Source organism: Mesorhizobium sp. M0408, from assembly GCF_040321495.1.
In the GTDB taxonomy this organism is placed as follows: domain Bacteria; phylum Pseudomonadota; class Alphaproteobacteria; order Rhizobiales; family Rhizobiaceae; genus Mesorhizobium.
Genome location: NZ_JAMYRO010000005.1, coordinates 1 through 12,218, shown reverse-complemented (window position 1 = coordinate 12,218; position 12,218 = coordinate 1). Strand labels below are relative to the sequence as shown.

Sequence of the window (12,218 nt, the reverse complement as noted above, 5' to 3'; positions counted from 1 at the left end):
CTCAGGCGGCGGGCGCGGCTTTCTTCAGCTGCGCCCGCGATCCGTGATCGAGGCGGCATAAGTCACCAGCGGCCGCTTGACGCCGTGGTTGATCAGCATGCGGCGTATCTGCGGCGAAGCGCCTGATATAATGAAGCGAACGCCGGCGCGGCTCGCCTTGTGGGCCGCACCCTCGATGACATTGGCCGCCGTTGAATCGAAGAACGGCACCGCCGAACAGTCGAGGATGAAGTTCCTGCGCTGGCGCGGTCGGCGACGTCTTCCTGCACCAAGGATTGATGGTCTGCCTCCAAACATGCAGCACTCTTTGCCAGCCGATGCGCTGTCATGCTACAAACCTCGGCATCGTTTGGCGGGACATCCACTGCGATCCCGATTTCACAGGCACGACTTCAAAAGGATGAGCGGGTGAAGATATTCAAAGCGTTGGCGACCTCGACAGCCTTGCTGTCGATGGTTTTCCTGCTGGCAGGCTGCGGTCATGGCCTGATCAACAGGCTGATTTGAGTCAGGTGCCGTCGGCCCGCCCAAGCCATCGCTGCAGGAACCGTGCCGCAAGCCAGCACAGCATCGCCCAGGCAAAGCCGGCGCACCAGCCGGCCAATACGTCGGACGGCCAGTGGACGCCGAGATAGATGCGGCTGATGCCGACCACCACCGTCGTCAGCACCGCCAGCCCGAGTACATAGATCTTCGTTGTCCGCCCGGGCAAAAACCGCGCCGCCATGCTGCCCAGCGTCAAATATGTCACCGCCGACAGCATGGCGTGGCCGCTCGGAAACGAAAGCGATGCCACATCGGCGAGATGCGAGACCAGATCAGGGCGCGGCCGGTCGATGTCGAATTTCAGCACGCTTGACAGGAGCTGGCCGCCCGCTACCGCGACGAACATGAGAAGCGCCGCGCCTGGCCTGCGGATAAGGAGCAGGTAGACGATCATTGCTGCCGTGATCACCACCAGTACGCTGGCGCTGCCGAGGCTGGTGATGTCGCGCATCGCCCCTTCCAGCCACGCCGGTCCGATCGGATTGTCGGGCTGCCCGGCCTTGCGGAAGGCAAGCAGGATTTCGGTGTCGAAGGCATGCGGCGTGGTGGCCCGCGCCAGCTCCATCAGCTCCTCGAACCCCCACAGCCCGCCGGCAATGACCAGCCCGGCCAGCAGAACCGGGAACTCCAGCCAGTTGCGCAGTCTGCTTGCAATCTTCTTCATCGGCCCGATCGCAGTTACAGCCTTTGCAGATAGGGCCCGAGCGTGATCAGCGCCACAGCTGCGATGGCAAGCACGATGCCGGTTGCCTGTAAGGCATTGACGCGCTCGCCGAAGAAGACCAGCGCCACCACATTCACCGACACCAGCTGGATCACCGCCGACAGGCTGAACGACACCGACATGCCGAATTCACGGATCAGCCTCAGCATGATCAGATTGCCCAGCGAATAGAGCGCCAACGTCAGCACAATCTTGCCGAGGCTCGGCGCCAGCCCCCACTGTTTTGCGGCCATCGCCGCCAGCAGGAAGATTACCGTCGAAACGCAGAGCTGCCCAAGTCCCCAGAAACTCACTTTTGTTCTCTCCCGATGTGTCCCTACGCGCCTGCCGCAGCTCTTGTTTCCGAAGCGCCGGTCGCGGTCAAGCGGGCCCGATGTTGGACACGAAATCGCAGATAGTAATTAGCCGGCATGTCATCAAACTGTGACCTGCCGGCGATACCGGATTGGCCAGGCAACACGCTCCAGCAATCCATCCAGCCAGAGGCAGGCCCACTATGACCGAACATCGCTCCCCTGACGCCCATTTCCGCACCGGCGTGCTCGAGGAAAATGATGGGCCAGGAGCCAATCCCACCAACAACCGCACCATGGGTGAGATCATCGCCGCGCGGTTCTCGCGCCGGGGCTTCCTCAAGGGCTCGCTTGCCGTCTCGGCCATAGCCGCTACCGTCAGCCCGCTGGCGCTGATCACCGCCGACAACGCCCGCGCCGCCGAAGGCTCCGCCTTCGCTTTTGACGAGCTCGAGGCCGGCATCGACGACAAGCATCACGTTGCATCCGGCTATGACGCCGATGTACTGCTGCGCTGGGGCGATCCGCTGTTCGCCGATTCGCCGGAATTCGATCCGACAAAACAGTCGGCGGAAGCCCAGGCCAGACAATTCGGCTACAACAACGACTATGTCGGCTATATCCCGATCGACGGCTCGGCCGAGCACGGCCTGCTGGTGGTCAACCACGAATACACCAATCCGCACCTGATGTTTCCGGGCCTCGTCACCATCGTCGACGGCAAGGCCAAGCAGGCGCCCCTCAGCAAGGAACAAGTCGACGTCGAGATGACGGCGCATGGCGGCACTATCGTCGAGATACGCAAGGTATCAGGCAAATGGCAGGTCGTTCGCGACGGCAAGCTCAACCGCCGCATCACCTCCAACAGCGAGATCACGCTCTCCGGCCCGGTCGCCGGCCACGACCGCGTCAAGACCAGCGCCGATCCGACCGGCACGAAGATCATCGGCACCATCAACAATTGCGCCGGCGGCGTCACGCCATGGGGCACCTATGTCATGGCCGAGGAGAACATCCACGGCTATTTCTCGGGCGAGCTGCCGCAGGGGCATAAGGAAGCCGCCAATTACAAGCGCCTCGGCATTCCCGAAGGTGCCTATGAATGGGCAGCGCATTACGACCGTTTCGACATCGGCAAGGAGCCGAACGAGCCGAACCGCTTCGGCTGGATCGTCGAGGTCGACGTCCAGGATCCGACTTCGGCGCCGAGGAAGCGCACCGCGATGGGGCGCTTCAAGCATGAGGGCGCCGAATCGATCGCCGCCAAGGATGGCCGTGTCGTCTTCTATCTCGGCGACGACGAGCGCTTCGACTATGTCTATAAGTTCGTCACCACAGGCAAGTTCGATCCGGACAACCGCGCCGCCAACATGGATTTGCTCGACGACGGCACCTTGCATGTCGCCAAGTTCGTCGAGGACGGTTCGGTCGAATGGCTGCCGATCGTCTTCGGCCAGGGGCCGCTGACGGCGGAGAACGGCTTTGCCAGCCAGGCCGACGTGCTGATCGAGACGCGCCGCGCCGCCGACCTGCTCGGCGCCACCAAGATGGACCGTCCGGAAGACATCCAGCCCAATGCCACCAACGGCAGGGTCTATGTCATGCTGACCAACAATTCGAAGCGCAAGGCCGACCAGGTCGACGCCGCCAACCCGCGTGCCGAAAATGCCTTTGGCCACATCATCGAGATCGTCGAGGACGGCGGTGATTTCACCGCGACAAAGGGCAGGTGGGAAATCCTGCTGAAATGCGGCGATCCCGCTGTGGCCGACGTCGGCGCCACCTTCTCGACCGCAACCACCGCCAATGGCTGGTTCGGCATGCCGGACAATTGCGCGGTCGATTCGGCCGGCCGCCTCTGGGTCGCCACCGACGGTCAGGGTCCGAAGGCCACTGGCCGCACCGACGGTCTGTGGGCGGTCGATACGGAAGGGCCGGCGCGGGCGACCTCGAAACTGTTCTTCCGTGTGCCGATCGGCGCCGAAATGTGCGGTCCCCTGTTTGCGCCGGACGACCAGACCGCCTTCGTTGCCGTCCAGCATCCGGGCGACGGCGGCGAGGACTGGGAGGCTTTCGGCCGTCCGTCCTACTATGAGGATTTGTCGACGCGCTGGCCCGACTTCAAGCCGGACATGCCGGTGCGCCCGGCGGTCGTTGCCATCACCAGGCAAGGCGGCGGCAAGATCGCGGTCTGACACGCAGCAAGGTCTTGCAGTCTCAAGGAAGGATTTCGGCCATACGAAATCCTTCCTTCCGATACGGGATGCATCCATGCTGCGCATCATGCGCCGACTAATCATTCGGTGCGCTGAACCACGGCCACATTCATTGTGCTTCGCAACCTGAAGCCAATGGACTCGTATAACGCTATGGCCGCGGCGTTGCTGGCATAGGCGTGGAGATAGGGAACTTCGCCGCGCGCCACTATCCGGTTTGCCACGAATAGGGACAGCAGCTTTCCTAGGCCACCGCCGCGAAATTCCGGATGTGAGCACACCCCGCTGAGTTCGGTATAGCCAGGTTGCTTCATGCGCTCGCCGGCCATTGCCGCAAGCCTGCCCTCGATTTTCACACCCCAAAAATCGCCCAGGCTCAAGGCTTCGAGCGTGAATGGGCCAGGCTTGGTGAGCAATGCCAGGGCGAGCATCTCAGCAGCATCGTCTCGGGTCAGACGTTGCACACGTTTGTCAGACACGGTTTGCAACGGCTGCTCGGCAATCATTTGAACCCCGGCTGCGGTCGAAGTCGCGAAAAGCCCCGTGGGCAGAGCAATCGCGTCCGCTTGAAGCAGGATCACACTCTCGCCCGGGGAGACAAGGTTTTCGAGCGCCCGCAGGCTTTCCTGGTCGTCCGCGCCAGTGGCGGCGAAAGGGACGATCGACGGCCGATATCGCATGGCGAGGTTGTCACCCTCCGCGAAGGCCCGATGTCGCGTCTGAAGCGCGCTCCAGATAGGGCGGTCGAGCAGATGTCTCATTGCGCGGCACCCTCAGGCTTATTTACACGACGGTCGAGAGGGGCAGCGGCGAGGCCGTCTTCGATGGCAGCCAGCTGCTCAAGAAGCGGCCCCGAAAAACCTGCGCACAAATCCGCGACCACGTTCTCGATGCAAGGCCAGACGTCGCGCTTTGCGACATCGACCAGCCGCCGGCCGTCCCGAGTAAGCGAGACGATCCTGCGCCGCTGGTCATCGGTCGACGGACTGACCTCGAGCAGTCCCAATCCGGCCAGAAGCGAGACGCTTCGCGTCACACCCGGCTGCGCGATGCCAAGGGATTGCGCCAGTTCCCCGACCGACAGCGGACCCAGCCTGTCGAGCGCGGCCAGCAGCGGGTATTGGCTCGCCTGAACCGGGACATCCAGCCTGTCGAGCAGGCGCTGCGCCTCCGCTTGCAGTTGCTCGCCTATACGCTTCAGCCTGCTGCCCAGGCACAGGAAGCCAAGCGATCGTATGACGTCTTCCATAGGTCGATTCATCCCATGAACATCGATAACATGATATATAACAATGCATGAAAAGCAAGATCGAGGCATTCAAGCGCGGGTTCCAGGCATCGGGCGCAGGCCTATGTCGCCTTCGGCAAGGAAAGGTCGATCGATAAGGCTGCTTCGCCTGGACGAGGCCGTTCGATCAGTTGCGCAGCCGGTAGCCGGTCCTGAAGATCCAGGCGACGATCGCTATGCAGATGAGCAGGAAGACCACCGTCATGCCGAGGCTGACGCCGACCGAAACGTCGGACTTGCCGTAGAAGCTCCAGCGGAACCCACTGACCAGGTAGACCACCGGGTTGAACAGCGTCACCGTGCGCCAGATGCCGGGCAGCATGTTGATCGAATAGAAGCTGCCGCCGAGGAAGGTCAGCGGCGTGATGATCAGCAGCGGCACCAGCTGCAGCTGCTCGAAGCTCTTCGCCCAGATGCCGATGATAAAGCCGAACAGGCTGAAGGTCACCGCCGTCAGCACCAGGAAGGCGAGCATCCAGAACGGATGCTCGATCGTCAGCGGCACGAACAGCGAGGCCGTCGCCAGGATGATCAGGCCAAGCACGATCGACTTTGTCGCCGCGCCCCCGACATAGGCGATGACGATCTCCAGATAGGACACCGGCGCCGACAGCAATTCGTAGATCGAGCCGACGAATTTCGGAAAATAGATGGCGAAGGAGGCGTTGGAGATCGACTGCGTCAGCAGCGACAGCATGATCAGCCCCGGCACGATGAAGGCGCCGTAACTGATGCCGTCGATCTCGGTGATGCGCGAGCCGATGGCCGAGCCGAAGACGACGAAATAGAGCGACGTCGAAATGACCGGCGAAACGATGCTCTGCAGCACAGTGCGAAGGGCGCGCGCCATCTCCACCCGATAGATCGCCCATACCGCATGAAAATTCATGGCCGCGCGCGGGTTCATGCCGGTTTCCTCACCAGATTGACGAAGATCTCCTCGAGCGAGCTGTTTTCCGTATCGATGTCGCGGAACTGGATGCCGGCCGCCTCGATCTCGCGGATCAGCGAGGCGACGCCCGGCCGTTCGCTCTGGTTGTCATAAGTATAGGTCAGCTGTCCACCATCCGGCGAAAGCTCCAGCGCGTAGTGCGAAAAAGCATCGGGAACGGTGGCCAGGGGACTGCGCAGTTCCAGCACAAGCCGTTTGCGGCCAAGCTTGCGCATCAGTTCGGCCTTGTCCTCCACCAGCACGATCTCGCCGCGGTTGATGACGCCGACGCGGTCGGCCATCGCCTCGGCTTCTTCGATGTAATGCGTGGTCAGGATGATGGTGACGCCGTCTTCGCGCAGCCGGCGCACCATCGCCCACATGTCCTGGCGCAGCTCGACATCGACGCCTGCCGTCGGTTCGTCGAGGAACAGGATGCGCGGCTCGTGCGACAGCGCCTTGGCAATCATCAGCCGGCGCTTCATGCCGCCGGACAGCGTTATCGCCTTGGCGTCCTTCTTGTCCCAGAGCGACAGGTCGCGCAGCACCTTTTCGACGAACGCCTTGTCGGCCGGCTTGCCGAACAGGCCGCGGCTGTAGTTAACCGTCGCCCACACGCTCTCGAAGGCGTCGATGGTCAGTTCCTGCGGCACCAGCCCGATCAGACTGCGCGCGGCGCGGTAGTCGCGGTTGATGTCATGGCCGTCGACGGTGACGGAACCCGACGAGCGGTTGACGATGCCGCAGACGATCGAGATCAGCGTTGTCTTGCCGGCGCCATTCGGCCCGAGCAGCGCAAAGATCTCGCCGCGCACGATGTCGAGATTGATCTCCTTCAGCGCCTTGAAGCCGGTGGCGTAGGTCTTGGTGACGCCGGAAATCGAGATGATCGGCTGCATGGCTGAAAACGACTGCTTGAAACAGAGTTGTTGATTTAATCCGCTGAATGTCGGTTCGCAAATCCGGATGTCAATGGCGCTCCTGACAGTTCTGGACATCGAGGTTCGCCGGAATAGGCAACACCTGCCCGGTCGTCCAGCCAAATTCCACGCAAAAGCAGATTAACCGCACTGCGGCGTTCCGCCTCGCGGCGGGACGCCGCTTTGACCGTCCGGTGCATCAAGCCTATCCTTCAACAAACAAGCAGCAGCCGGAGCCGCCATGGACCCGCTCATTCTGTCGCGCATACAGTTCGGCGCGAACATCTCGTTCCACATCCTGTTCCCGGCGATCACCATCGCGCTCGGCTGGGTGCTGCTGTTCTTCAAGCTCCGCTACAACGCGACAAACGATTCCGCCTGGATGCGCGCTTATTTCACCTGGGTTAAGGTATTCGCGCTGTCCTTCGCCATGGGCGTGGTTTCCGGCGTCACCATGAGTTTTCAGTTCGGCACCAACTGGCCGGGCTATATGGAGACGGTCGGCAACATTGCCGGCCCGCTGCTGGCCTACGAAATCCTGACCGCCTTCTTCCTCGAGGCGGCGTTCCTCGGCATCATGCTGTTCGGCTTCCGCCGTGTCTCGAACCGCGTCCATACACTGGCGACGGTGCTGGTGGCCGGCGGCACCACCTTGTCCGCCTTCTGGATCATCGCACTCAATTCGTGGATGCAGACGCCGGCCGGTTTCGAGATGCGCGATGGTGTTGCGCACGCCACCGACTGGTGGGCCGTTGTCTTCAATCCGTCCATGCCCTACCGGCTCGTCCATATGATGCTTGCTTCGGGCCTGACCGTCTCGTTCCTGGTCGCCGGCCTGTCGGCGCTGCGCTATCTCTACGGCGATCGCTCGGAATCGATGTGGAAGGCGCTGCGCACCGGCGTCTTCACCGCCGCGATCCTGATCCCGATCCAGATCTTTGCCGGCGACCAGCACGGCCTCAACACGCTGGAACACCAGCCGCAGAAGATCGCCGCGATGGAGGCCAACTGGAACACCGGTCCCAACGTGCCGCTGGTGCTGTTTGCGCTTCCAGATGAAGCGGCCAAGGAGAACAGGTTCGAGCTCACCATTCCCGACGGCGCCAGCCTCATCCTCAGGCACAGCGCCGGCGGCATCGTACCGGGGCTGAACGATTATGCCGGCAACCATCCCCCGGTATTTCCGGTGTTCTGGGGCTTTCGCATCATGGTCGGCACCGGCCTCCTGATGCTCGCCGTCTCCTGGTCGGCGGCCTTCTTCCTCAAGCGCCGCCACGGCCTGCCCAAGCCGCTGGCGCTTGTCATGGTGCCGATGGCGCTGTCCGGCTGGCTGGCGACGCTGGCCGGCTGGTACACCACCGAGATCGGCCGCCAGCCCTGGCTGGTCACCGGCGTGCTGCGTACCGCCGATGCTGTCGGGCCGGTCGCCGGCAGCCATGTCGCACTGTCGCTCGCGGTCTATCTCATCCTCTACGTGCTGCTCTTGATCGCCTATCTCGGCGTGTTGGTGCATCTGGCATTGAAGGCGGCGAAGGATGGTGACACCTCGCCGCTGCCGGGCGTCATGAACAGGCCGCTGTCGCAGCCGGTTGCGCAACCGGGAGAAACATCATGAGCTTCGACTGGCCGACCCTGCTGCCTCTGATCTTCGCCGGCCTGATGGGCCTCGCCATCCTGATCTACGTCATCCTCGACGGCTTCGATCTCGGCATCGGCATCCTGTTCGCCGCAGCCGAAGACACCGAGCAGGATACGATGATCGCCGCCATCGGCCCGTTCTGGGACGCCAACGAGACCTGGCTGGTGCTGGCGGTCGGCTTGCTGCTGGTCGCCTTCCCATTGGCGCACGGCACCATTCTGACGGCGCTCTACATTCCGGTCTTCGTGCTGCTGGTGGGCTTGATCCTGCGCGGCGTCGCATTTGATTTCCGCGCCAAGGTGCCTGCCGGCAGGAAGCACCGCTGGAACCGCATCTTTTTCCTCGGCTCGGTCATCGCGTCGCTGGCGCAAGGTTATATGCTCGGCGTCTATGTGCTTGGCCTCGACGTCGGCCCTGGCGGCGTCGCTTTCGGCGCGCTGGTGGCGCTCTGCCTTGCCGCGGCCTACGTGGCGATGGGAGCGGCCTGGGTCATCTACAAGACGGAAGGCGATCTGCAGAAGAAGGCGGTGCTGTGGCTGCGCACGGCGTTGGTGCTGACCGCGCTCGGCATGGTCGCGGTATCGCTGGCCACGCCCTTTGCCAGCGCGCGCATCTTCGACAAATGGTTCGTCTGGCCGGCCATGCTCTATTTGTCGCCGCTGCCGACCCTGTCGGCAGTGCTGTTCCTGTGGCTGTGGCGCCAGACCTTCCATCTGCCGAAACCCGGCGACCGCCACGCGCTGCTCCCGTTCCTGACATTGGCCGCGATCTTCACGCTCGGCTTTGCCGGCCTCGCCTGGTCGTTCTACCCCTTCGTGGTGCCCGACCGGCTGACCATCTGGCAGGCTGCTTCGGCACCCGAAAGCCTGGCCGTCATCCTGGTCGGGACGGTCGTCGTGCTGCCGATCATCATCTTCTATTCGTTCTTTGCCTACCGGGTGTTCGCCGGCAAGGCGACGGACCTGACCTATGACTGACCGGCATCGCCGTCGCAGCCTGAAACAGAATATTCATCTTCAAGCGGAATAACCTTCTCTGGCCGGCCCAGCAGAATCACCGGCAAGAAGAAGGGCAACAGAATGAACCCCTTTTCTGCGGCAGGACAGGATCGGCTGCTGCTTTTGCTGATCCGGACGGTCGCGTTGATCGGCGCACTCGCGCTTGCCGGCCTGCTGCCGGCCATGCCGCAGGCGCATGCCCAGGACGCGGCCAACTGGACGGGGGTGTGGGACACGAAGTGGCGCGGCGGCGGCGCCCAGATCAAGTTCGAGCAGACGGGCACTGACGTAAAGGGCGTGTACCCGCTTTATAACGGCCGTATCGAGGCCAAGGCCGAAGGCGACAAGCTTGTCGGCCACTGGTTCGAAGGCGACCGCCAGGGCGCCCTCACCTTCGTCCAATCGCCTGACGGCGGCAGCTTCATGGGCCGCTTCGATGCCGCCACCGCCGAATGGTGGACAGGTGTGCGCGTCAGCGCCGTCGAGGACGTCCGTGTCGACCAGTCGAGCCCGATGAGCACGATGCGCTCGTTCCTGCAGACGATGAACGAGAGCGGCGCCGACAACGTGCCGCGCGCCACCGGCGGCGGCATGGGTCTTGCCGGTCTGGCAGCGGGTCTCGTCGACGTCACCGAGGCCGACCGCGGCGGCCTCAACATGCCCGATTACACCAAGCTTCTGTTCACCGTCATCGACAACGCGACGTTCCGTCTGTGGAGCCTGCCGCATGATGCGATTTCCGGAGACGAGGTGACGGCGACGCTGCCGCAATACGGCACCAGGGTCTCCTTCGCCGTCACTTTTCGCCGCAAGAATGGCGACTGGTTCATCGTCGGGCCGCCACTTGGCCAGCTCCAGGCAAAGCTCGCCGAATTCCAGGAAGCGCGTGGCGAAGCCGTCGACATGGTCGACGATCCGAGCAGGCTCGCCTCGCCGCGCGACACGTTCAAGGTACTGTTGAGCGGCCTCACCGAAGCCGGCGACCCGGCCCAGGCGGCGCTCGACCTGCGCAACTACAGTCAGGCGGTGCGTGGCGACGAGGCGTTCCTGCTGGAGCGCTATCTCAAAAAGGTCATCGACCGCATCGGCTACGTCTATTGGCAGGAGATCCCCGACGATCCGAAGAGCAACACCCCCTTCGTCTATTTCGAGCATCCCGCCGGCAACATCGTCATCGGCCCGGTCGAGACTGAGAAGGGCAAGATCTGGCAGTTCACGCCCGAGACGCTCGCCCACATCCGCGCGCTCTACGCCGATGTCGAAGACGTGCCGGTGGCGCCGGAATTCGCCGCCTTCGCCAGCACCGACCCGTTCTTCATCGCCCGTGGCCTCGCCCGCGAGATCAGCCCCGGCCTGCTCACCCGCGCCGGCCCGATGGAGCACTGGCAATGGTGGATGCTCGGCCTTGCCGCACTGGCCGGCATCGTCTTCGGCTTCATCGCCAATGCGCTGATTTCCTTGTTTGTGCGAAGGACGGACAGCCCGGCCTTCTTCCGCATTGTCGAATGGGCGGTGCGCTCGATCGTGCTTGGCTTCTTCCTGCTGTTGACGCTGCGCCCGCTCGGTCTGCCGCAAGTGGTCGCCGCCCCGGTCAAGGCAATCGCCTGGAGCCTGGTCGTGATTGGCGCCGTGCCGGTGGTCTGGCACCTGATCGGCAAGGTCGCCGACCATTACCGTGGACTGTGGCAGGTGCCCGGCTATCACGACACGCTGATTTCGCTGTCCACCGGCGTGGCGCGCGTCGCCGTGCTGGTCGTCGCCTTCCTGCTGCTGGCCGAAGTGCTCGCCATCCCCTACGAAGGCGTTATTGCCGGTCTCGGCATCGGCGGTCTGGCGGTGGCGCTGGCGGCGCAGCCGACGCTGCAGAACTTCCTCTCCGGCCTGACGCTTTATGCCGACCGGCCGGTCAGCGTCGGCGACTTCTGCAAGTTCGGCGACCAGTCCGGCACGATCGAGCATATCGGCATGCGCTCGACGCGCATCCGATCGCTCGACCGCACGATCATCTCGGTGCCGAACTCGGATTTCGCCGGCATGCAGATCGAGAACTACGCCCATCGCGACCGCACCCGGTTCGCGACGACGCTGCAGCTGCGCTACGAAACGACGCCCGATCAGCTACGTTACGTCCTGGCCGAGCTGCGCAAGCTGCTGATTGCCCATCCGCGCGTCATCGATGAGCCGTGCCGCGTGCGCTTTGCCGGCTTCGGCGCCTATTCGCTCGATATCGACGTGTTCACTTATATCAAAACCGCCGACGTGGCCGATTTTCAAGCCATCCGCGAGGACATCCTGTTGTCCATGATCAACATCATGGATGATGCCGGCGCGCAGTTCGCCTTCCCTTCGTCACTGGAATACAGAGCCACCGACCTTCCGGTCGACGACGAAAAACGCATCGCCGCGGAGAAAAGGGTCAGCGATTGGCGCGAGGCGCAAAACCTGCCTTTCCCCGACTTCAGCCAGATCGACAAATTCGCCCTCAACAACACACTTGCCTACCCGCCTGAGGGCTCGGCGCATTATCGCGAGACAGAGCCCGACCCGGACTCGGCCGAGGCAAAGGCGACGCTGGAGAAGGTGCGCTGGAGCCTGCCCTGGAAAAAGGGGGAGTAGTGCGAAGCGCGGAAACTGCTGATCTCCCCCTTGAGGGGGAGATCAGC

General features: G+C 63.2%; 10 protein-coding genes and 1 pseudogene. 4 read left to right on the top strand and 7 right to left on the bottom strand.

Annotated elements, in window-relative coordinates; translation table 11 throughout:
- Positions 1 to 24: 24 nt before the first annotated feature.
- The 3 genes and pseudogenes from NKI67_RS07160 to NKI67_RS07150 form a co-directional block, all read right to left on the bottom strand.
- Positions 25 to 249: pseudogene (locus NKI67_RS07160) on the bottom strand (sodium-independent anion transporter); the annotation flags it as partial.
- A gap of 259 nt (positions 250 to 508) precedes the next feature.
- Positions 509 to 1,210 (bottom strand): phosphatase PAP2 family protein, encoded by a 702-nt coding sequence (locus NKI67_RS07155; RefSeq protein WP_023679016.1) that lies wholly within the window; start codon positions 1,208 to 1,210, stop codon positions 509 to 511.
- A gap of 14 nt (positions 1,211 to 1,224) precedes the next feature.
- Positions 1,225 to 1,563, bottom strand: a complete 339-nt coding sequence (locus NKI67_RS07150) for a hypothetical protein (protein ID WP_023679017.1) — start codon at positions 1,561 to 1,563, stop codon at positions 1,225 to 1,227.
- Between the two features lie 203 nt (positions 1,564 to 1,766).
- Between NKI67_RS07150 and NKI67_RS07145 the strand changes: the two genes are divergently transcribed.
- The gene (locus tag NKI67_RS07145; RefSeq protein ID WP_023679018.1) at positions 1,767 to 3,758 is read left to right on the top strand and encodes a PhoX family protein; all 1,992 of its coding nucleotides are present in this window, start codon (positions 1,767 to 1,769) and stop codon (positions 3,756 to 3,758) included.
- 101 nt (positions 3,759 to 3,859) lie between these two features.
- Here NKI67_RS07145 and NKI67_RS07140 read toward each other — a convergent pair whose 3' ends face one another.
- From NKI67_RS07140 to NKI67_RS07125, 4 genes are all read right to left on the bottom strand, one after another.
- On the bottom strand, positions 3,860 to 4,540 hold the full coding sequence (locus NKI67_RS07140; protein WP_023679019.1) for a GNAT family N-acetyltransferase: 681 nt from the start codon (positions 4,538 to 4,540) through the stop codon (positions 3,860 to 3,862).
- A complete protein-coding gene (locus NKI67_RS07135; RefSeq protein WP_023679020.1) occupies positions 4,537 to 5,028 on the bottom strand; it encodes a MarR family winged helix-turn-helix transcriptional regulator in 492 nt (163 codons plus the stop codon). The genes NKI67_RS07140 and NKI67_RS07135 overlap by 4 nt, the downstream gene beginning before the upstream one ends.
- Before the next feature lie 166 nt (positions 5,029 to 5,194).
- Positions 5,195 to 5,956, bottom strand: a complete 762-nt coding sequence (locus NKI67_RS07130) for an ABC transporter permease (protein WP_352644975.1) — start codon at positions 5,954 to 5,956, stop codon at positions 5,195 to 5,197.
- A gap of 14 nt (positions 5,957 to 5,970) precedes the next feature.
- Entirely contained in the window at positions 5,971 to 6,897 is a 927-nt protein-coding gene (locus NKI67_RS07125; protein ID WP_023679021.1) for an ABC transporter ATP-binding protein, read from the bottom strand.
- 262 nt (positions 6,898 to 7,159) lie between these two features.
- Between NKI67_RS07125 and NKI67_RS07120 the strand changes: the two genes are divergently transcribed.
- The 3 genes from NKI67_RS07120 (at position 7,160) to NKI67_RS07110 (ending at position 12,171) form a co-directional block, all read left to right on the top strand.
- A complete protein-coding gene (locus NKI67_RS07120) occupies positions 7,160 to 8,533 on the top strand; it encodes a cytochrome ubiquinol oxidase subunit I (RefSeq protein WP_023679022.1) in 1,374 nt (457 codons plus the stop codon).
- Positions 8,530 to 9,534 (top strand): cytochrome d ubiquinol oxidase subunit II, encoded by a 1,005-nt coding sequence (locus tag NKI67_RS07115; protein ID WP_023679023.1) that lies wholly within the window; start codon positions 8,530 to 8,532, stop codon positions 9,532 to 9,534. The genes NKI67_RS07120 and NKI67_RS07115 overlap by 4 nt, the downstream gene beginning before the upstream one ends.
- A 102-nt stretch (positions 9,535 to 9,636) precedes the next feature.
- The gene (locus NKI67_RS07110; RefSeq protein ID WP_023679024.1) at positions 9,637 to 12,171 is read left to right on the top strand and encodes a mechanosensitive ion channel family protein; all 2,535 of its coding nucleotides are present in this window, start codon (positions 9,637 to 9,639) and stop codon (positions 12,169 to 12,171) included.
- The last annotated feature ends 47 nt before the right edge of the window (positions 12,172 to 12,218 follow it).

What these genes read in the sequence shown, in the direction of transcription:
- NKI67_RS07140 (WP_023679019.1), bottom strand. Translation starts at nt 4,540, where the DNA reads ATGAGACATCTGCTCGACCGCCCTATCTGGAGCGCGCTTCAGACGCGA.
- NKI67_RS07125 (WP_023679021.1), bottom strand. Translation starts at nt 6,897, where the DNA reads ATGCAGCCGATCATCTCGATTTCCGGCGTCACCAAGACCTACGCCACC.
- NKI67_RS07155 (WP_023679016.1), bottom strand. Translation starts at nt 1,210, where the DNA reads ATGAAGAAGATTGCAAGCAGACTGCGCAACTGGCTGGAGTTCCCGGTT.
- NKI67_RS07115 (WP_023679023.1), top strand. Translation starts at nt 8,530, where the DNA reads ATGAGCTTCGACTGGCCGACCCTGCTGCCTCTGATCTTCGCCGGCCTG.
- NKI67_RS07135 (WP_023679020.1), bottom strand. Translation starts at nt 5,028, where the DNA reads ATGGAAGACGTCATACGATCGCTTGGCTTCCTGTGCCTGGGCAGCAGG.
- NKI67_RS07145 (WP_023679018.1), top strand. Translation starts at nt 1,767, where the DNA reads ATGACCGAACATCGCTCCCCTGACGCCCATTTCCGCACCGGCGTGCTC.
- NKI67_RS07130 (WP_352644975.1), bottom strand. Translation starts at nt 5,956, where the DNA reads ATGAATTTTCATGCGGTATGGGCGATCTATCGGGTGGAGATGGCGCGC.
- NKI67_RS07120 (WP_023679022.1), top strand. Translation starts at nt 7,160, where the DNA reads ATGGACCCGCTCATTCTGTCGCGCATACAGTTCGGCGCGAACATCTCG.
- NKI67_RS07110 (WP_023679024.1), top strand. Translation starts at nt 9,637, where the DNA reads ATGAACCCCTTTTCTGCGGCAGGACAGGATCGGCTGCTGCTTTTGCTG.